Genomic DNA, 19,700 nt, shown 5'->3' on the forward strand with positions numbered 1-19,700 from the left:
GAACCCACCGAAATTACCCGCTCACAGCGACCGCGCGGAGTTGAGCACGACGAGCAGGCTACTCGACGCCATCGCGGCCGCGGCGAACAGCGGGTTGAGCAACCCGGCGACGGCCAGGGGGATGGCGACGGCGTTGTAGCCGAACGCCCACGCGAGGTTGGTCCGGATGCGACGGTTCGTGGCCGAAGCGAGGTCGAACGTCGCCCGCACGGCGCGCAGGTCGTCGTCGAGGACGACGGCGTCGGCGGCCTCGGTGGCCAGTTCCGTGCCGCTGGCCATCGCGATGCCGACGTCGGCCTCCGCGAGCGCGGGCGCGTCGTTGCTCCCGTCGCCTACCATCGCCACCGTCCCCTCGGCGCGGAGGCGCCGGACCGTCGCGGCCTTGGCCTCGGGCTTGACGCCGGCGAAGACGCGGTCGACACCGGAGTCGTAGCGGAGTCGGTCGGCGGCCGCTCCCTCGTCGCCGGTCAGCACGACGACGTCGCGGTCGGCGAGTGACTCGGCGACAGCCGACCACTCGGCCCGCATCTCGTCCCCGACGGCGAGCACGCCCCTGGCCCGGCCGTCCCAGCCGACGACGACGGGGACCGACCCGTCGGCTCTGACCTCGTCGGCCCGTTCGACGAGGGAGGCGGGGATGGTCCAACCGCGCGTCTCGAACGCCGACGGGTGGCCGACGACGACGCGCTCGTCGTCGACGGTTCCCGTCACGGACCGGTCGCCTTGTGATACGTCGACTGCCTCCGGCGGGTCGTCGACGGCCGCGACGACCGCCGTCGCGATGGGATGGGCCGAGTAGCGTTCGAGGGCGGCGGCCCGCTGCAGGAGTTTCGTCGCGTCGGCGTCCGGTGCCGTCGCGTTCAGCAGGCGCATCGAGCCCGTGGTCAGCGTGCCGGTCTTGTCGAAGACGACCGTGTCGACGTCGGGCGCCGTCTCGAACAGCGCGGGCGTGGTGACCACGACGTTCCGCTCGGCGGCCGTCCGGGTGCCGGTCGCGACGGCGAGCGGCGTCGCCAGCCCCAGCGCACACGGGCAGGAGACGACGAGGACCGTCAGCCCCGTCAGGAGGGCGGTCGTCGTGCTCGCGCCGGTCGCGAGCAGCCAGCCGGTCACGAGAACGGCCAGGGAGACGACGAGGGGGACGAACACGGTCGCGAGTCGGTCGGCGAGCCGCTGGGCGCCGGGACGGGCGCTCTGGATGCGCCAGAGGAGTTCCACGAGCCGGTCGAGCGTGCTCGTCACCTCGTCTCCAGCCCGGATCACGAGCGGGGCGTCGGTGACGACGGTGCCGCCGCGGACGTCGTCACCGGGCTCCTTCCGGCGCGGGAGTGACTCGCCGGTCACCAGCGCCTCGTCGACCGCCGCGGCGTTCTCGATGACGGTCCCGTCGACCGGAACTCGCTCGCCGGGCCGGACCAGCAGTCGGTCGCCGGGCGAGACCGTCTCGACGGGGACCGTCTCACCGTCGGGATGGCGAGTGGCCTCGTCGACCTGGAGACGGGTCAGCTCCGAGAGGAGGTCGGTCGCCCGTCGTTTGACCCGCGATTCGTACTGCGTGCCCGCGGTCACCACGAGCACGATCGCGATGGTCACGTCGAAGTACAGTTCCGTGCGGCCGAGGACCATCGCGAGCGTGCTGTAGACGTAGGCGCCGACGGCGGCCAGCGATACGAGCAGGTCGGTGTTCGGTCGCCAGGACCGGAGACTGACGTACGCGCCGCGCAACAGCGGGTAGCCAGTGTAGAACAACACGATCGACGTGAACGCCCAGACGTTGGCCGCGATGTAGACGAAGTCGAGGCCGCCGAACTCGACGAGCGGCGGATAGCCGAAGTAGGTCGGATACAGGAAGAGGACGTACCACAGCATCGCCATCATCCCGAAGAGCCCCCCGCCGACGAGGAAGCGGACGAGCCCGTCCTCGTCAGGACTGCGGTCCGCGTCGGGTTGCCGGGCCTCGTATCCGTAGCCCGTCAACCGGTCCGGGAGGGCGTCGAAGTCGACCGATTCGGGGTCGTAGACGACCCTGGCGAGTTCCGTCGCGTAGCTCGCCTCGACCGCCTCGACGCCCTCGACGTCGCGGCCGAGCGACTCGACGAACACCTCGCAGGTCGAACAGTGCATCCCCTCGACCGCGAGGAAGCCCTGCTCGCAGCCCGCCGGGACCGTCGCGGCGCCGTCGTCGTCGTCGCGGTCGTCGAGCGCGGCCCGGGCCTCGTCCCCGAGTCGACGCTGGACCTCGAGACAGCCCCGGCAACAGAAGGTACCGTCTACCTCGGGGGCGGTCACGGGCGGGTCGGGCGTCGGCAACTCACAGAGCCTACAGGACATGGGAGAGTGATCGGTGTGGAATGGTCGGGTGGGGTACGTGCACGCCGAACAGCATCAGGCCGTGGGCGAGGAGGAGGTACCCCAGGACGACGAACGCGACGCCGAGCGCACGGTGGAGACGACGGCGGTGAGCCACCCCGACGGCGTCGAGGAAGAGGCCGTACAGCAACAGCGTGGGCACGGTGCCGAGACCGAGGACGAGGAGCGACAGCCCACCGCGAACGGGGTCCCCGACCGCGAAGGCGTACAGGTAGGCCGGGTAGATGATCGGACAGGGAAAGAGTCCGTGGAGCGCGCCGAGGCCGGCGATGCCGGGCCCGGCGGCCAGGCGGTCGACGCGGTTCGTCGCCACGGTGACGAGTCGTCCGAACGGCCCGCCGCCGGGGACGAACCGGTGGAGCGCGCCCGCGCCACCGAGCAGGTACGAGACGCCGACGGCGACGACGAGTATCCCGACCAGGACGCCGACGGCGCCGCGGAGCCCGTCACCGACTCCCTGGACGGTGGCGGCCGAGTCGAAGACGACGGCGCCGAGCAAGCCGGCGGCCGCGCCCACCAGCGCGTAGCTACTCGCTCGCCCCAGGTTGAATAGCAAGTGCTGGCGGACGGCTCGGAGGGTGAGGTGGTTCGCGCGACGGCGGTCACGGGACGCGTCGACGTGCTCGCCGTACAGCGTCACCAGCGGACCGCACATCCCCAGGCAGTGTGCCCCCGCGAGGACGCCGACGACGAGGAACATCAGCAGGTCGGCGCCCGGCACGTCGACGGCGACCAGCAACGTTTCAGACTGCCCCATCCGGTTCGTGACCGTTCACCGGCGTGAACGCGACGTAGAGGCTACCCACGATCAGCAGGACGTTCACCAGCGCGATCCCGACGTACAGCTCGCCCCGTGACAGCGCGAAGACGGCCACCGGGATAAGTGACAGTAGCCCGACAGTTGCACCGAGACGCGGTGTCAGTTCCATCAGTCGCGGTTAGGGGCGCGCTCATAAAAAGGGGCTGGCTGGTCTCAGTTGCCGGGAACAGGCAGACCGTATTTCCACTCACCCCCCAAGCTACTCAGCAGAAACGAATGGCAACCGACACAGAACTGAAGGAAATCGGACACGAAGAGTTCGACCCGGTCGGGACGCTCACTCTCATCACGGTGTACTTTCTCATCCTCGTCGGGATGTGGGTCCTCACCTACTTCGTCGAGTTCCTCGGCAACGGGCCGACGGTGGTAGGATGAACGTCCACACGTACGAGAAGATTTGGCTCGTGGCGTCGCTGTTCCTCATCGTCGGCTTCATCGCGACGGTCGTCTACGGTGCCGCCGGCGCGGGCATCGCGATGGTCGACGCCTCCGGCGGGACCGTCGACTCCACGTCCCTCTCGGAGAACGAGCGGTTCGGCGAACCGGGCGTCGAACGGGTCGGGGACGGAGAGTACGAGGTGACTGTCGTCGCCCGCCAGTTCATGTACCAGCCCGACCCCATCCGGGTGCCGGCCGATAGCCGCGTGACGTTCTACGTGACGTCCGCGGACGTGATCCACGGGTTCCAGGTCGTCGGGACGAACGTCAACACGATGGTCATCCCGGGACAGGTCGCCGAGATCACCGTCGATTTCGACGAGCCGGGCGAGTACGGTATCATCTGCAACGAGTACTGTGGGCAGGGGCACCACGACATGGAGGGCAAACTCGTCGTCGTTCCCGAAGACGAGTACGGAGGTGACGACGCGTGACGAGCGAAGAACTGCCGGGCGAAGAACTGTTCCTCGACAGGTTCCCCGACGAAGCCCAGGTGGTCCGGGCGTCGCTGTGGAGCGCGTTCGTCGCGCTCGGCATCGGCGCGCTGGCAGGCATCGTCCAGGCGCTCCACCGGGTCGGCTACGTCCGGTTCATCGACTCGGCGGACTACTACACGGTCCTCACGCTGCACGGCGTGTTGCTCGTCATCTCCTTCACTATCTTCTTCCTCGTCGGACTGTTCACGTGGGCGGTGACCCGGAGTCTCGACAGACCGGTCGAGAACATCCGCTTCACCTGGGCCTGGTACCTGACGATGGTCGCGGGCACGGTGCTGGCCGGCGTCGCCATCCTCGGCGGGTTCGTCGATTCGATCCCGATCAGCGCGGACGTGCTCTTCACGTTCTACGCGCCGCTCCAGGCACACCCGCTCTTCTACGCGGGACTCGCGGTGTTCATCATCGGGACGTGGCTCGCGGGCTTCGACTGGTTCCGCTCGTGGTGGCACTGGCGCACCGAGAACGACGGCCGCATCCCGCTCCAGACGTTCATGGTGCTGACCTCGATGCTGATGTGGTACATCGCGACCATCGGGGTCGCCATCTCCGTCGTCTTCTTCCTGCTCCCGTGGTCGCTCGGGATCATCGACCAGGTGAACCCGCTGCTGACGCGGACGCTGTTCTGGTACTTCGGGCACCCGGTGGTGTACTTCTGGCTGATGCCGGCCTACCTGCTGTGGTACACCGTGTTACCGTCCATCTCCGGCGGTCGGCTGTTCAGCGACCCGCTCGCACGCGTCGTCTTCGTGCTGTTCCTGATCCTGTCGACGCCGGTCGGGATACACCACCAGTACCTCGACCCCGGCATCGCGGAGGGGTTCAAGTTCATCGCGATGACGAACACGATGTTCCTGCTGCTCCCGAGCCTGCTGACCGCGTTCACCGTCGTGGCGAGCATGGAACACGGCGCTCGCCAGCGCGGTGGTGAGGGTTACCTCTCGTGGCTCGGTGCGTTACCGTGGCGCGACCCGGCCTTCACCGGCATGGCGCTGGCAGGCCTGATGTTCGCCGCCGGCGGCTTCTCGGGGATGGTCAACGCCGGGATGAACATCAACTACCTCATCCACAACACGCTGTGGGTTCCCGGCCACTTCCACCTCACCGTCGGCACGGCCGTCGCCCTGACGTTCATGGCGGCGACCTACTGGCTGTTACCGCAGTTGACCCGCCGACGGCTGTACAGTCGGACCATCGGCCTGTTCCAGGTCGTCATGTGGTTCGTCGGCATGGTGCTGATGTCGAACGCGATGCACCGCGCCGGGCTCGTCGGCATCCCGCGTCGGACGGCCGAACCCCAGTACGACGGGTTCGCCTTCGACGCCGGCCTCAGCAGCGTCGCCGAACTCGACGCCCAGGTCGCCATCGGCGGGACGCTGCTGTTCGTCTCCGTCGTGCTCTTCCTGGGTAACCTCATCATCTCGCTACTGGAAGACCCGATGGAGGGTACCGTCGACCGGTCCCTTCCCCCGGCGCTCTCCGGTCCGGAGGACTCCCCCGAAGTGCTCGACAACCTCTCCCTGTGGGTCGCTATCGCACTGTTGCTCGTCCTGCTGGCCTACAGCCTGCCGATCGGCGCCATCGTCGCCGACGGCGGGTTGTTCGGGCCGGGAACCGAATCGTATCCCGTGGTGCTGTCCTGGCTGGAGGTAGTCACGTGAGCGGGCGAATCTCCCGGGCCGGCCTGCTCGTCATCCTCGCGTTCCTCGTTCCGGTCATCGTCGAGTTCCGGACGCTCGCGGCCCTGTTCGGCGTCTCCCTCTCGGTCGGTCAGTACCTCGTCGCCGTGACGGGGCTCGTGATGGCAGTCCTCCTCGCCGTCGGCGCGTGGAACCTCCGCGCCGGGACGACCGCCGACGACCACACGGGAGGTGCCTGACCCCGTGGCGACTGCCGTCGACCGATCGGTCGGTCCATCGCTGCCGCTCGGTCGCTCCGCTACGGTCAGCGCGGTCAGCGCGCTGCTCGTCGTCGAACTCACGATGCTCGGGGTGTATCTCCACCTGACCGACACCGCCGTCGTCGCGCTCCGCTACACGCTCTACCCGTTCGTCTGGATAAACGTCGGCGCCTGGGTTCTGCTCCGTCGACCGACCGTAAGTGCGTCCTCGCGACGGCGCCTCGCTGCAGGTACGCTCGCCCTCGGCTACTTCCTCGTCCTGGCCGTCGCCGGCGGCCTGATCCGCCACGGCGGGATGTCGATGTCACCGTCCGTCGTCTGGCTCTCGCCCGGCTGGGGACCGGCGCTGTTCTACACGACCGAGTTCGTCCACCTCGCAGTCCTCCCGTTCGAGGTCGTCGGGTACGCCGCGCTCGCGGTACTCGTGTACACGCTCGTGCTCTCGGGCTCCCGGACCGCCCTCGCTGGTCTCCTCGGCGTCGCTACCTGCGTCGGCTGCCTGTGGCCCGTCGGCGCGGCCTTCGCGGCGATCCTCGTCGGCGTGGGATCGCCGCTCGCATCGACTGTTCCGGGCGTGGCCTACGACCTCTCGACACTCCTGTTCGTCGTCACTGCTGGCGCACTCTACTGGGCCAGTCGGCGAACGGCCTGACGACTGGTTCCCCCGGTCGACGCCGGACTCACTTCGCAGCCGAAACCAGCCAGGGTCGAACGCGACGCCGAGTCCGAGAACGCTCTCCGGACGAATGCCACCGAAAAGAGCCGCCTCCTGCAGCCAGTCGTTGGTCCCGCTACCGCGTCCGTCGCGGCCGGGTTCGCGCCGACGCGACCACGACCAGGACGAGCAGCGCCCCGAAGAGCGGGATCGCCAGCGCCAGCGGCGACACCGACCCGGCGACCGTTCTGGCCAGCGTGGGCCACAGCGAGAGGAGGCCGACGGCCACGAGCAGGCCGGCGAGACCGGTCACGACGGCCGCGACGAGCGGCATCACTCGCTCCGGGCGAACGGGCGGGTCCTCTGACAGGGGTCGATCGAGTGCTGAACTCATATCTGTACAGTCGCAGCGGGCCTATTTGAAACGATGTCCGCGTTCCCGCGATCTGAGAACGAAGTACGCGACGACGATCAGGTGGACCGCGCGACCCGCCACCGGAGTCTCGGGGGCCGGCGCGAACAGCGAAGTCCTCACTGCCGCGTCGCCACGACCAGCGCGAACCCGGCGACCAGCAACACCGCGAAGCCGGTCAGCGAGAGCCCTTGCACGTCCATCGCAGCCACGCCGAGCGTCACGGCCAGAATCGCGACTCCAGCAAGTAGACTCCCGCCAGCGTGGACCAGTTCTGCCCGATGGGTCTGCGCACGTCGCCCGACCTGGCCGCCCAGCGAGACGGCCTGTTCGCCCAGGTCCCAGGCGAGCACCGACGCGACGCCGGCGGCCAGCAACTGAATCTCCGAGGCACCGCGGACGACGCCGCTCGTGACGACGCCGACGAACAGGAACGCGGCCCCGGTGGTCACGAGCCTGCGCTCCCAGCCCGCACGGACGGGCAACAGCCCTGCCAGCAGCACCGCGAGACCGAGCAATCCAGGGAGTAGCTCCAGTCGTTCCGTCATCGCCTCCGGCTGGGAGACGGCCAGCGCGAGCGCCACGAGAACGAGCACGCCGCCCGCGAGCGCCGCGAGCGACCCTGGAACCTTCTGCCCGCGCTGCCACGCCACGTAGCCACCGGCACAGAGCGCCAGGCCGACGACGTCGACGACGAGCGCCTGCCACTGGCCGGCACCCTCGATCAGGATGGCGACGGCGGCGAATCCAGCAAGCATCGCCAGCAGCGCGCCGGGCGCAGTCGGTCGGTCGAGCAGGTCACGCGAGGCAGCCAGCGACGTCATCGGTATCCCTCCATGGTCCGTTCGAGGGCGTTGCCGAGGTGGTCGCCGGTCTGCCAGTCGACGACGGGGACGCCGAGGCGGCGGAGCGCCTGGATCCGCGTCGTCCGTTCGCGCGCGGCCAGGCGGTTCCCGACCGTCTCCCCGGCCGTCGTGTCCGGGCTGACGACGGTGACTGGGTGGCCGGCGGCCTCCAGGGTCCGCACCGTCCCCAGGATGTCGTCGTCGGCCAGTGGGCTCAGCAGCGTAATCTGCGTGTTACCCCCGAGTCGCTCACGGAGTTCGGCGGTCTGGCGGTCGCGCCCGCTCGTCGCGCCGTCCACCAGCCGGCCACCGTCGGAGAGCGCGGGTTCGGCGCCGGCGGTCCCGGGCTGGTCCACCGTGGGCCCCACTTGGGTGTCGTTCACCTCGGGCGCGACGTCCCTGCTCTCGAATTCGGGCGAGACGACGCGGTCCAGCGCGTCGTCCTGGTTGCCAGCGACCGTCGACGGCGCGAACGCGGGGTCGGCGTCGAGCAACTGGCGGAGATGGGCCAGGTGGCTCTTGCCGACGCCGAGGGGGAGCCAGCAGGGCTCCGGGCCGAGCGCGGCGAGGCCGAACTCGTGGTTGGCGTCGGCGAGCGCGGCGGCCAGGCGGTCGGCCGCGGCGACGCTCCGGGCGACGGCGTGGGCGGTCGGCGACGCTCCCGGTTCGTCCGGTGCGGTGGACGTCCCGACGTCGACGCAGAGCACGACCGCGGCGGCCTGTTCCTCCCGGAACTCGACGGTCGTCAAGTCGCCACCGCTGGCGAAGCGTCGCCAGTCGATCCGTTTCACCGGGTCGCCGCGGCGGTACTCGCGCATGCGGTGGAACTCCAGCCCGCTGCCGCCCTCCTCGGTGACGAGTTCGCCAGTACGGCGGCGGGTCAGGTCCCGCAGGGCGGCCTGGGGGACCGAGACGCCGCAGTCGATCACCGTCGACTCGTGGACGGTCGTCGTCCGCTCCGTCGCGCCGCCGAGGTCCCGCGTGAGCACGGTCGAGGGTTCGAACCGGTGTTTCCCCTCGCGACCCTCGACGGCGTACTCGATGGTCGTCTCCTCGCCGGGGCCGAGCGCCGTGGCGCGCCGCGGCGTCCCGTCGACGACGGGGAGCAGGGCGGGCACGCCGTCGACGACGCGGAGGTCGGTGAGCCACCGGTCGCCCTCGTTGCGGACCGTGACCGCGACGTCGACCGACTCCCCGTGTGCGGGCGTCCGCTCCGATATCGTCCGCTCGACGGCGAGGTCGGGTTCGGGCGGTTCCGGGACGAGCCGCGGGTAGACGGCGTAGCCGACGCCGACAGAGGCGAGCAACAGCAGGCTGGGGCGCTGGGCGAGGAGGCCGACGGCGCCCGCGAACAGCGAGAGCGCGACGACGCCGCGCCAGCGACCAGTGGTGCGAACGTCGCTCACGCCGACTCACCCTCCATCCCCGACTCCCCCTCCAGCCGTTCGAGCGCGGCCACCGTCGCGTCGACGCGCCGGCGGAACCAGTCGTCCCGGCGGAGACGCGTGGCGAGGCGCCCCGCGAGTCCGGGCGGGTCGAGTTCGTCGTCGGCGAGGAACGCCGCGGCGGCCTGGTCGTCGGTCCACTTGCCCGATTCGATGCGGTCGCGGGCGTCGGGCCGGGAGCACCGGTACGCTTCGGCGACGGCATCGACGGCGGCGGCCCGGACGCGCGCGTGGACACGTCGGTGCGTATCGATCACGCGCAGGAACGGGAGCGACCCGAGCGCGTCGTCGACGTCGCGGCCGGGCGAGGCTGGGTCCGTTCCTTCGACGGGGGGCGGCGTCGCCTCCGAGACGCCCGTCGTCGTCCGCGAGAGGACGAGGCCCACGACGGCGGCGAGCGCGGGCACGGCGAGGACGGCAACCAGCACGTAGTCGTTGCCGGCGAGCGCCAGGGCCGGCCCGATGGGGATCAGTCCCGCGACGGCGGGCGAGAGGACGGCGAGGATGCCGAGAACCAGCAGGAAGATTCCTGCGGCGGCCGGCGCTTTGCGCGTGAGTGCCATCAGGTCCCACCTCCGGCGTCGAGTCGGTCCCGACTCTGCTGGGCGGTCTCTTCGCGCTGGGCAGTGACGGGACGGCCGCCGTAGCGGACTTCCTCGTACGTCTCGGTGAGTCGCTTCACGGCCTCCCTGTCGAGTCCGGCCTCGATGGCGGCACTCGCACACTCGCTGGTCGTCATCGTTCCTGGACGATCGAGGTCGAGGCGGCTGACCATCCCGAGCCACGCGCGTTCGACGGCGTGAGCGGGCGAGCCCTCCCGCGGGTCCGACTGGGCTACAGGTGCGGGGCCTTCGGCGTCTTCCTCGTCGTCCGGATCCGCGAACGCGGCCAGCAGCCGATCACGGTATCGATACGCGATTCCGGCCGCACCCAGCACGGCGGCGAGGACCAGCAGGTACGGCAACAGGGCCATCAGCAGGGCCAGGAGCCGGTCGAGCAGTGACATCGGTTCCAGGCCCTGCTCGCCGCTGTCGTCCTGCTGCTGCTCTCGCTGCTGTTGCCGTTGCTGGGACTGGCTCTCCGCCGGCTTGCTGCTCGTCGCGTCGCGTTGCCCATTCGCGTCCGCGTTCGTCGCGCTCGCGGGCTCACCCTCCTGCTCGTCCCCCTCGATCTCGTCCATCACGTCCGAGGCGGTGTCCTGCCCGATGGGCACCTGGTCGTAGTCCAGGTCGATGACGTCGTTGGCGTCCGTCGACATCGTCGACTCCAGCGTCGTCGCCGAGACGCCCATCGCGCTGATAGAGAGGAGGGCGACCGCGAGCCACGCGCCCGTTTCCCGGTTCATAGTGTCGGCAGTGTATCGGTGTAAATCATCTGGCGCTCCCTCGTGTATCCACCCTGGTTAAGCCAACCGAGTTCGCAGACGAAACCGCAAGCCCGTAGGCCCCTATTGGGAACTTCGTGGTTAGTTATAGAGTGCCCTTACGCGACTAACGCGGGATTATCTTCGGCGTCGCGCTGGCTCCGTCTAGAAATCTGGCGTCGCGCGACAGATCGGAAGTCGAGTGGAGAAAGGTCGTCCTACTGGATAGAATGTCGCGAGGATCTCGTCTCGGCTGGATGTGCACGATTCGCTCAGAAACGACAGAGGACCAGAGCTCAGGAATCCTCCGAGAGCGTGGAATCGGCCTCGTTCCCGGCGATATCGTGCGTTTCGATGCCGTCGCCGCCCATGGGTGCTTTCAGGTCGTCTCCTTCGAATGCGCCGTGTCGCTGTCGCACGATCTCCACAGAGAGGTCACCCGATTCGTCGACGTCCCAGCGTAGCTTGTCGCCTGGCTCGATGTCGAGACGCCGACGAACTGCTTCGGGAACTGTGACGAACCACCCTTCGCTGACCGTGGTCTCTGGTCTTGTCATACTCCTCGGTGCGAGCGCTTCTCCGAAGCGTGTTACGCCACATGTGTCCGGAACGAACGTCAATACACCTAAGTACGCAGTCCGACGCCTACAGCCATGAGCCGACAGTTCGTCGTCACCGGCCACGACGTCCCGACGACACCGGAGTTCTCCCTCGACGACCTCCCCGGTGGCGCGGGACGCCTCGACCTGCTGGCGCGCTGTGTCACGAGCGCGCTCGTGCTCTCACACGGCCTCCGCGAGGACGTCCGCGTCCACCTCGTCCTCGCCGACGAGTACACCGTCACCTTCGACGGGAGCGCGCTCCGGAACTTCAACCCCGACGAGCGCTCGACGGCGGCGCGGGTCCGGAACGCCCTCGAAGAGCGCGAGGAGGCCATCGGCCACATCCCGGTCGAGACGTCGCCGGGCGTCTCGCTCTCGCGGATGGGCTTCGAGGCGACCCTGGAGAGCGCCGCACAGGAGGGAACCGTCGTCCAGCTCCACGAGAACGGTGACCCGGCAGTCGACGTCGATCCGCCGACCGACCCGGTGTTCGTCCTCTCGGACCACCACGACTTCACGGACGCCGAGAGCGCGCTCCTCGACGACGTCGCCGACCAGCGACTCTCCCTGGGGCCGGAGGCCATCCACGCAGACCACGCCATCGTCGTCGCGCACAACTACCTCGACACCGACCGGTACACCAGCTACTGACGGCACGCGGGAACAGCAACACGGGGCAGTAGCCGCTCTCTAGCGGCCGGAGGAACCGGCAGACGGTCGACTGGTACGGAAGCGGCCGCGTCGGCACTCAATATATCTAGCGTATCCGGTAAGGTGGCTCTAGACACCGCCGGCGAATCTTCAGGAGAGCATACTAATCCCGAGCGCACGCCTCACTGCCGACATGAGGAGAACCGAAGAGTGAACGCCGTCGTCATTCCGACCGGGCACGAGGCCCAGAGTTACGTCTGTGTCAGGTCGCTCTCGGAGCGGGGCGTCCGGACCATCGTCGCCTCGGAGAAGGAGGCCGTCCCGGCAGCGGCGTCGCGGTACTGCGACGAGTCCGTCGACCTGCCGCCGCCGAAAGCGGACCTGCTGGCCTACCGGGACGCGCTGCTCGAACTCGCCGAGCGGGAGACCATCGAGACGATAATTCCAGTCCGGCCGGAGGACGGGTACGTCCTCTCCCGGTACCGCGAGGAGTTCGAGGAGCACGTCTCACTGCCCGTCCCGTCGTTCGACCAGCTACGAACTGTCCACGACCGCCTGCGACTCGCCGAGGCGGCCGAGGCGGCGGGCGTGCCGGTGCCAGAGACGCGTCGCCTCTCCGACGTCGACGACTGGGGGCCGGACCTCATCGTCAAGTCCCGGTACAATCTGGTCGTCGACGACTACGTCGACCACCTCGACCCGGGGGAGTCCGCCGTCGTCAAGGCGGTCAAACACCTCCAGCCCGGCGCCGAACCGGACCCCGGCGCGATCCGCGAGGAGTACCAACACGACCCCGTCGTCCAGGAGTTCGTCCCCTACGACGAGGAGTACATGTTCGCCGGGCTGTACGACCACGGCGAGGCGCTGGCCACCTTCCAGCACCACCAGATCCGGGGCAACTCCTACACCGGCGGCGGCGGCGTCTACCGCCGGTCCACCGACATCCCCGAACTCGACGCCGTCGCCGACGACCTGCTCAGCCACCTGAACTGGCACGGCCTGGCCTGCATCGAGTACATGCGCGACGAGCGCACCGGCGAGTTCATCCTCACGGAGATCAACCCCCGGATGTGGCAGTCCCTGCCCTCGACCGTCCGCGCCGGCGTCGACTTCCCGGGCTACTACTGGCTCCAGGCGATGGACCGGGCCGACGAGATCGACCCGGACTACGAGATCGGCGTCGGGAGCCACCTGCTCCACGGTGAACTGGGCTACCTCCTGAGCATCCTCACCGACGACTCGCCGCTCGTCCAGCGGCCGTCGCTGACCGGGACGGCCTGGGAGATAGCCGCCTCCTGCCTCTCGGAGCCCCACTTCGACTACCTCAACCTCGACGACCCCGGCCCCTTCTTCCAGGGCCTCCGCAACAAGGTGAAGTAGCCGGGACGAGGTCGGCTGAGAGTGGCTGTTGGAGAGGTGTGTAGTGAGGGGGTGGTTCTCGTTTGAACGAGTGAAATGAATGCCGACAGCAAGAACCAGAAAGCCCTCGGTGCGGTCCGGGAACCCCGGACCGCACCTCGCCCTTTCAGTCCTCCAGGTCAGCACAGCACCGCAGCCCAGCCCTTCCCCTGGTCGCGCGATGAAACGCGCTCCCGGCCGACCGCTGTGCGGTTGCGGAGCGGTCAGGAAGCGTGATTCGCGCCGGACGGCGCGAATCCGGGGAGGTTTGGCGGAACTAATCGCGAGCGCGTTTCATCGCGCGAGCGACGAAGTTTCCTGGTGGACTGAAAGGGCGAGGTGCACTGGCCGAAGCACGGCGACGTAAGCACCGCAGCGGAGCGAGGAGCGTGGTTCGAAAGGCGCTGCGCGCCTTTCGTCATCACGAGAGAGCTCCGCTCTCTCGAACGACAGCGAGCCGCGCGAGGCGAGCGCGCCGAGGGCTTTCGAAGTGTTTGCGGTCTCGATTCCGACTCCAGAGAGCGCGCCGAGGGCTTTCGAGTTGTTTGCATCGTGCTCGAAGCGGCAATCGCAGAACCCACTGATCAACACGTCCTCGACCTCTACTGACCATGAACGAACGATGGGCCGACACGACGACCCTTACGACGAAAATCACCTCACGGACGGTCGTTGAACAGGACCAGATGCCGGAGGATCGTCTGTTTCTCCAGGCCGCCGCCGAGCGCGCCCGAGAGGACGCCGATGGTGGCGATAAAGCCCGCGATGCGGACGAGTTCGACGACGCCGACGGTCGGGTCCTCTAGGCTCGGCCAGTTCGTCATCAGGTTCGGCGGGAAGACGACGTACTCGATGGTGAGCATGATCACCCCGACCAGCAGGTAGAGCCCGACCATGGCGAGGACGAGGATGCAGAAGACGGTCACGTTCACCAGCGCGACGTGTTCGGTGAGGACCTGCTGGCGCCCGCGGGGGAACAGCAGGTTGTGCGAGAAGAGGAGGTAGACGGCCGCGAGCAGGATGGATCCGACGGCGAACAGCGTCGCGGTGCCGTCGGTGATGTTCAGCCCGACGTCCCACGTCTCGGCGCTGAAGACGACGACGAGCGTCGGGACCAGCGCCGCCGTCGACAGCTTCGGTAGCGACAGGGGGAGCGCGAGCGCCCGACTCCTGACCACTGCGGCGGCTACCTCCCCCGGGTTCCGGGCGACGCTGGCGAGGTAGAACCACAGCCGGCCGAGGGGGCCGCGGGCGTCCGTCTCCTCCTCGGGTATCCGGCCCGCCTCGCGGCGGAACTGTCTGCTCAGCGTCGCGTCGAACCGCGGGACGCCGTCCCGTTCGGCGTCGAACGTGAACGGCGCCATCGCGGCGTCGCCGCCGTCGTCGTGGCCCGCACCGAGGACGTGCCCGATCTGGTGGAGTATCAGTGCCGCCCCGTTCCAGCGCACCGCCGCGTCGTCGAGCGACCGCCGGGGCTGGTCGCGCGGCGACAGCCGGAGCGTGCGCGTCGAGACGACCGCGACGCGTCCCAGCGGCGAGGCTAGCCCGGGCACGCGCCGCTCGCGCCGCGAGAGCAGCGGGACGTCGGTGACGACGACGACCAGGTCGTAGGGTCCCTCCACCATCCGCAGTGCCGCACTCTCCAGGAACTCGGAGGGGTAGCGGGCGTCGTAATCAGACAGCTCCTCGGGCTCTTCCGCGTGGAACCGCCAGCTCGCGTCCGTCGCCGACGCCAGTTCGCCGACGACGTCCCGGGCAGCCCGGTCGGCGAAGCCCGCGAGGTCGACGCCGCCGCTCCGGGGGGAGTGGGCGACCAGCAGGCCGACGTCGACGACGACGTCACCCTCGCCCGCGTCGGCTCTCGCTGCGCCGTCATCAGACGTTGCCCCGAGCACGCCGTCATTTCGGACTGACGACACAAAAGCGTCCCCGGCCTCGACTGCGTGAACGAGTCGCGGGCGCCTCCTCGACGGGCCACGCAGTCGAGTCGACGAGGTCCGATCACGTCGGCGCCGGAACGGTGGCTACGGCGTCGATGCGGCGAGAGATGGAAACGGGCGTGGCCAGCAGGGCGGCGCGTGCCGTGAACCGTCCACGACGAACCGGTACCCGACGACCGACCGCTACCAGCCGCTCGTTCGTGCCAACGGCACCCGTCGTCCCCGTGGTACGACTGCCTTACCCAAGTAATGGAAACCTGTTGCCGTATTGTGCAATACATATTGAAACTGCTGGCGGACAGAGGAGGAGGGTACCGATGGTTGGCGCCACAGATGTGGACCGGAAACGTGGGCCGGGGGATTCGTATACAGTGCGTGAATTTCGCTCCGAGGACAGGGACGGAGTCCTCGCCCTCGACCGGACCGTCTGGGGCCGGGACCGGGGTGAGGGCTGGTTCGACTGGAAGTACGCGTCCAACCCGATCGTGGACCACGTGCCGATGTTCGTGACCGAATACGACGGCGAGATCGTCGGTGCGCGCCCGTTCATGGCCTTTCGAATACGCGCCGGCGAGTCGGTCGTCGACGCGCTGCAACCGAGCGATACGATGGTCCACCCAGATCACCGGCGGCGGGGTCTCTTCAGCCGGATGACGAGGCGAGCGATCGCGACGTACGCGGACGAGGATCCCGCGTTACTGTTCAACTTCCCCAACGACGCGGCCCGGCCCGGCTACGAGAAACTCGGCTGGCGGACGCTCGGCCCGCAAGTGACGTACTACCGCGTCCAGGACCCGGCTCGCCTCTTCGCAGAGCGGTTCGACGGACCGGCCAGAGCGCTCGCTCGCCGGACCCTCCGACCGTTGGTCAGGTCGGTGCGGCGAACCGGGACTCACGCGTCCGGACGGTCCGACGTCGACGTGCAGTCCCGGCGAGGCGTCCCCTGCGCGACCCTCGCGTCGCTCTACGACCGCCGCGTGCCGGGCAGGTTCCACGTGCTCCGCGACGAGGAGCTCCTCAGGTGGCGGTTCGGGAGCCCGGCGTGGTCACGAACGACCTACCTCGCCAGCCGCGGCGGAACCGTCGTCGCCGCGCTCGTCGCGCGGACCCGCACGCTCGCCGACGGCGCCACCGTCACGCAGGTCGCAGACGTCCTGCCGCTGCCAGGCGACGCTTCGCTGATGGGCACCGCCACGTCACTCTTCGGAGCGGTGACCCGGGACCACGCGGACTCGACGCTCGTCGCCGTCAGCGCGGGCGCGACCAGCCCGGCGATCCTCCACAGACTGGGGTTCAGGCCCGACGACCGGCCGCCGCTGTCGTGGCTTCGCAGCCGACGCAAATCGCTCGCGGTCCGGCCCCTGCCGCTCTCCGACTCGTCGTGGACACTGGACGGGCGGCCCGTCGACGTCCCGACGAACTGGACGGGCACGTTCGTCGAACGCGACACGACGTGAGCGGTCGACGGACGCCGAAGTACGTGCTACATACAATCGGTACAGCGCCTATAACAAACAGATGGGGGCGGGTTTCACCGAACCATGTTCGAGACGACAGACGCGCGTCGCGCGGTGGCCCGCGCGTACCGCCTCGCGATAGCCGCCGCGTCACTGCCGATCATCCTCGCCGACTACTTCGACCCGGACACCGGCGCGGCGTACGACGTCGGCCTCGCGTCGAAACTCGTCCTCGCGGCGCGGATGGTACGGAACAACTGGCAGATCCCGACCGGGTCGAGTTTCGTCGAACACCTGGTGATGGCGGCCGCCATCCTCGAGGTTCCCCCGGATGTCGACGGCTGCGTCGTCGAGTGCGGCTGCTTCAAGGGCGGTAGCACCGCCAACCTCTCGCTCGTGGCGGGGCTGTGTGACCGCACACTCCACGTGTTCGACTCCTTCGAGGGGATGCCCGAACCGACGGCCGAGGACGAGACGCACCTGGTCGTCGACTCCGCACGGGTCCACGCCTACGAGGAGAATTCCTGGGACGCGACCATCGACGAGGTGGAGGCCAACGTCGTCGCCTACGGCGACCCCGGCGCCGTGGTGTTCCACCCGGGCTACTTCGAGGAGACGATGCCGGGGTTCGACGAACCCTGCGTCGCCGCCTTCCTCGACGTCGGTCTGCGAGCGTCCGCGGAGACGGCGCTCGAACACCTCTGGCCCGTGCTCCGGAACGACGGTCGGTGTTTCACCCACGAGGCCAAGCACATGGACATGGCCGACCTCTTCTTCGACCGGGCGTGGTGGCGCGAGACGCTCGACGCGGAGCCCCCGGGACTCGTCGGCGCCGGGAGCGGTATCGGTCTCCACCCCGGTCCGAACGGTTTCTCCAGCCTGCTGGCATACACCGTGAAGAACCCGACCGTCGAAGACTACGCCGTCGTGGCCCAGACCGGCGCCGACAACGTGGTCGACGTGGGCCGAACCGGGTCAGACTGACCACGCTCACCGCGGATCATCGACGCTTAACCGCCTGGGCCGGCCAGATACCCCCATGACCGACCGAGACGTCGCCGACGGACCGAACGGCGAGGACCTCGCCTGGGAGACGCTCGCCACGGAGACCGCCTACACCTGCGACGGGTTCGATATCTTCAACCAGTCGGTTCGACTCCCGGACGGCACCACGGCGGAGTTCGACTACCTCTCGGAGAGCGAGGCCGTCGTTATTCTCCCGTTCACGCCCGACGGCGACGTCGTCGTCATCGACGAGTGGCGCCAGCCCGTCGAGCGCGTCAATCGCGGCCTGCCCGCGGGCAGCATCGAGCCCGAGGACGACGACCCGACCGCCGCTGCCCACCGCGAACTGGTCGAGGAGACAGGCCACGAGGCCGGCGCGATGGAACACCTCACCAGCGTCGAACCGGCCAACGGCTTCGCGGATTCGTACTTCCACTACTTCGTCGCTCACGACTGCGAACCGACGGCCGAGCAGCGACTCGACGACAACGAGTCCATCCGGGTCGACACGGCCTCGTTCGACGACCTCGTCGAGAGTGTCCGCACTGGCGACCTCCAGGACGGCCGGTCCGGGTTCGCCGTTCTCCACTACGCGCTGTTCGAGGACGAGTAACGCCGGCCGGATTTCAGAACCGACACCTTCCTTCCCTCGCCGTCCCAGTCCACACCCATGAGCTACGACCTCTTCGACACGGAGTCGGGCAACGCAGTCGTCATCGCCCTGGACCACGGTCTCGGGATGGGCGCGCTGGAGGGGTTCGAGGACGCCAGCGCGACGCTGGACGCCGTCCTCGCCGGCGACCCCGACGGCGTCCTCGTCGGGCCCCACTTCGCCCGGCGCTACGCAGACCGGTTCGACAACTCGGACGCGGACCTGTTGGTCACGGCGGACGTCGCGACGTTCTCGACCCGGCCGGGCCACGACGAGGCGATGGACATCTGGACCCAGCCATTCGACGTCGACACGTTGCTGGATCTGGACCCCGTCGGCGTGAAGATGGTGCTCGTCTTCGGCCGCGAGGACCGCGAGCTGTTCCAGCGGAACATCGAGGCCGTCGCCGACCTCGCCGAGCAACTGCGGGGCACCGGCGTCCCGCTCATCGTCGAACCGGTTGGCTGGGGGAGCAGGGTTCCGGAGCCCCTGGAGACCGACCCGGAGTACGTCGCCGACGCCTGCCGCATCGCCTGGGAGATCGGCGCCGACGTCCTGAAGGCGCCGTACACCGGCGAACCCGACTCCTACGCCGACCTCGTCGACGCGTCACCGGTCCCCGTCACCGTGCTGGGCGGCCCGGCGTCCGGGTCGACGCGGGCGATGCTCGGCGACATCGAGGAAGCCGTCGGCTGTGGCGCGCGCGGTCCGGTCATCGGCCGCTCTGTCTGGCAAACCGAGGACCCGCAGGCCGTCGTTGAGGCGTTGAACGGCATCGTCCACGAGGGGCAGAGTGTGGCGGCCGTCTGGGAGTGAGGGGACGGTCCGAGCCAGCGTCGAGCGGCGGTTTCTAGCGAACGCCCGTCACTCGCCACCCCATTCGCGGATCGGCGGGATCAGTTCGAGCGTCGCTGCAGTGAGGTACAGGCCGACGGCGATCAGGGCGACGCCGACTGCGACGCCCGTCAACCCGAGTCCAGTGGATCCGGCCGAGGCCAGCACGCCGAGTAGCCCGACGTACGCAATCACGAACGCGACGCCCACCAGGAGGACGGTGCCGATGACGCCGAGGATAGCGTCCTCGACGGCCTTCCTGACGACGGTGTAGAGGACGGCTTCGTCGATTCCGGCGGCCGCTCCACCGTCCGTCACCGATCCACTATCCGCAGCGCTTCCACCGCTTCTGTCGGGAACCATATGATCCGGAGTATCCATCGGGCGAAATAAGTCCGGGGGTGGCTCTCCGGCCGACG

General features: G+C 68.9%; 21 protein-coding genes and 1 pseudogene. 11 read left to right on the plus strand and 11 right to left on the minus strand.

All coding sequences use genetic code 11. The features are described 5' to 3' along the window. Positions 1-21: 21 nt before the first annotated feature. From AC5FRV_RS09750 to AC5FRV_RS09760, 3 genes are read right to left on the minus strand one after another with little or no spacing between them, the layout of a single operon-like run. Positions 22-2,331 carry a heavy metal translocating P-type ATPase gene (locus AC5FRV_RS09750; protein ID WP_493560899.1) on the minus strand — a complete coding sequence of 770 codons (2,310 nt, stop codon included), beginning with the start codon at positions 2,329-2,331 and terminating at the stop codon, positions 22-24. After that, positions 2,321-3,127 (minus strand): sulfite exporter TauE/SafE family protein, encoded by an 807-nt coding sequence (locus AC5FRV_RS09755; RefSeq protein ID WP_493560900.1) that lies wholly within the window; start codon positions 3,125-3,127, stop codon positions 2,321-2,323. The genes AC5FRV_RS09750 and AC5FRV_RS09755 overlap by 11 nt, the downstream gene beginning before the upstream one ends. Further along, entirely contained in the window at positions 3,114-3,299 is a 186-nt protein-coding gene (locus AC5FRV_RS09760) for a DUF8131 family protein (RefSeq protein ID WP_493560901.1), read from the minus strand. Before AC5FRV_RS09760 ends, AC5FRV_RS09755 begins: the two co-directional genes overlap by 14 nt. 107 nt (positions 3,300-3,406) lie before the next feature. Between AC5FRV_RS09760 and AC5FRV_RS09765 the strand changes: the two genes are divergently transcribed. The 5 genes and pseudogenes from AC5FRV_RS09765 to AC5FRV_RS09785 all read left to right on the plus strand — a co-directional run bounded on the left by AC5FRV_RS09765 (position 3,407) and on the right by AC5FRV_RS09785 (position 6,674). Next, entirely contained in the window at positions 3,407-3,565 is a 159-nt protein-coding gene (locus tag AC5FRV_RS09765; protein ID WP_493560902.1) for a cytochrome oxidase, read from the plus strand. Beyond that, positions 3,562-4,044 (plus strand): annotated as a pseudogene (locus tag AC5FRV_RS09770) (cytochrome c oxidase subunit II); the annotation flags it as partial. The gene AC5FRV_RS09765 and the pseudogene AC5FRV_RS09770, both read left to right, overlap by 4 nt. A gap of 14 nt (positions 4,045-4,058) precedes the next feature. Continuing rightward, positions 4,059-5,783 (plus strand): b(o/a)3-type cytochrome-c oxidase subunit 1, encoded by a 1,725-nt coding sequence (locus AC5FRV_RS09775; protein WP_493560903.1) that lies wholly within the window; start codon positions 4,059-4,061, stop codon positions 5,781-5,783. Then, complete coding sequence (locus AC5FRV_RS09780; RefSeq protein WP_493560904.1) at positions 5,780-6,001, plus strand: CbaC protein; 222 nt, start codon at positions 5,780-5,782, stop codon at positions 5,999-6,001. The genes AC5FRV_RS09775 and AC5FRV_RS09780 overlap by 4 nt, the downstream gene beginning before the upstream one ends. Before the next feature lie 4 nt (positions 6,002-6,005). Beyond that, positions 6,006-6,674, plus strand: coding sequence for a DUF7546 family protein (locus AC5FRV_RS09785; RefSeq protein WP_493560905.1), 669 nt, complete (start codon positions 6,006-6,008; stop codon positions 6,672-6,674). A gap of 139 nt (positions 6,675-6,813) precedes the next feature. Here AC5FRV_RS09785 and AC5FRV_RS09790 read toward each other — a convergent pair whose 3' ends face one another. From AC5FRV_RS09790 to AC5FRV_RS09815, 6 genes are all read right to left on the minus strand, one after another. Continuing rightward, positions 6,814-7,071, minus strand: coding sequence for a hypothetical protein (locus AC5FRV_RS09790; protein ID WP_493560906.1), 258 nt, complete (start codon positions 7,069-7,071; stop codon positions 6,814-6,816). Positions 7,072-7,208: 137 nt separating this feature from the next. Beyond that, positions 7,209-7,913 (minus strand): DUF7519 family protein, encoded by a 705-nt coding sequence (locus AC5FRV_RS09795; RefSeq protein ID WP_493560907.1) that lies wholly within the window; start codon positions 7,911-7,913, stop codon positions 7,209-7,211. Further along, positions 7,910-9,340, minus strand: coding sequence for a DUF58 domain-containing protein (locus AC5FRV_RS09800; RefSeq protein WP_493560908.1), 1,431 nt, complete (start codon positions 9,338-9,340; stop codon positions 7,910-7,912). The genes AC5FRV_RS09795 and AC5FRV_RS09800 overlap by 4 nt, the downstream gene beginning before the upstream one ends. Then, a complete protein-coding gene (locus AC5FRV_RS09805; RefSeq protein WP_493560909.1) occupies positions 9,337-9,942 on the minus strand; it encodes a DUF7269 family protein in 606 nt (201 codons plus the stop codon). Before AC5FRV_RS09805 ends, AC5FRV_RS09800 begins: the two co-directional genes overlap by 4 nt. After that, complete coding sequence (locus tag AC5FRV_RS09810) at positions 9,942-10,724, minus strand: DUF4129 domain-containing protein (RefSeq protein ID WP_493560910.1); 783 nt, start codon at positions 10,722-10,724, stop codon at positions 9,942-9,944. The genes AC5FRV_RS09805 and AC5FRV_RS09810 overlap by 1 nt, the downstream gene beginning before the upstream one ends. 314 nt (positions 10,725-11,038) lie before the next feature. Then, entirely contained in the window at positions 11,039-11,299 is a 261-nt protein-coding gene (locus AC5FRV_RS09815; RefSeq protein WP_493560911.1) for an AbrB/MazE/SpoVT family DNA-binding domain-containing protein, read from the minus strand. Positions 11,300-11,395: 96 nt separating this feature from the next. Here AC5FRV_RS09815 and trmY point away from each other — a divergent pair, with 96 nt between their 5' ends. Both trmY and AC5FRV_RS09825 read left to right on the plus strand, forming a co-directional pair. Next, complete coding sequence (gene trmY / locus AC5FRV_RS09820) at positions 11,396-11,995, plus strand: tRNA (pseudouridine(54)-N(1))-methyltransferase TrmY (protein WP_493560912.1); 600 nt, start codon at positions 11,396-11,398, stop codon at positions 11,993-11,995. A gap of 210 nt (positions 11,996-12,205) precedes the next feature. Further along, on the plus strand, positions 12,206-13,375 hold the full coding sequence (locus tag AC5FRV_RS09825; protein WP_493560913.1) for a carboxylate--amine ligase: 1,170 nt from the start codon (positions 12,206-12,208) through the stop codon (positions 13,373-13,375). A 677-nt stretch (positions 13,376-14,052) separates the two neighbouring features. On the opposite strand, the gene AC5FRV_RS09830 is transcribed toward AC5FRV_RS09825, so the two are convergent. Beyond that, positions 14,053-15,288: a hypothetical protein gene (locus tag AC5FRV_RS09830; protein WP_493560914.1), complete on the minus strand. Its 1,236-nt coding sequence runs from the start codon at positions 15,286-15,288 to the stop codon at positions 14,053-14,055. Between the two features lie 416 nt (positions 15,289-15,704). On the opposite strand from AC5FRV_RS09830, the gene AC5FRV_RS09835 reads away from it, so the two are divergent. The 4 genes from AC5FRV_RS09835 (at position 15,705) to AC5FRV_RS09850 (ending at position 19,263) form a co-directional block, all read left to right on the plus strand. Further along, positions 15,705-16,790 (plus strand): GNAT family N-acetyltransferase, encoded by a 1,086-nt coding sequence (locus AC5FRV_RS09835; protein WP_493560915.1) that lies wholly within the window; start codon positions 15,705-15,707, stop codon positions 16,788-16,790. A gap of 84 nt (positions 16,791-16,874) precedes the next feature. Beyond that, on the plus strand, positions 16,875-17,774 hold the full coding sequence (locus AC5FRV_RS09840; protein WP_493560916.1) for a TylF/MycF/NovP-related O-methyltransferase: 900 nt from the start codon (positions 16,875-16,877) through the stop codon (positions 17,772-17,774). A gap of 55 nt (positions 17,775-17,829) precedes the next feature. Further along, complete coding sequence (locus AC5FRV_RS09845) at positions 17,830-18,408, plus strand: NUDIX hydrolase (protein ID WP_493560917.1); 579 nt, start codon at positions 17,830-17,832, stop codon at positions 18,406-18,408. Positions 18,409-18,465: 57 nt separating this feature from the next. Next, positions 18,466-19,263 (plus strand): class I fructose-bisphosphate aldolase, encoded by a 798-nt coding sequence (locus AC5FRV_RS09850; protein ID WP_493560918.1) that lies wholly within the window; start codon positions 18,466-18,468, stop codon positions 19,261-19,263. A gap of 48 nt (positions 19,264-19,311) precedes the next feature. On the opposite strand, the gene AC5FRV_RS09855 is transcribed toward AC5FRV_RS09850, so the two are convergent. After that, on the minus strand, positions 19,312-19,644 hold the full coding sequence (locus AC5FRV_RS09855) for a hypothetical protein (protein WP_493560919.1): 333 nt from the start codon (positions 19,642-19,644) through the stop codon (positions 19,312-19,314). Positions 19,645-19,700: the final 56 nt, after the last annotated feature.

The organism is Halomicrobium sp. HArcel3, from assembly GCF_058933135.1.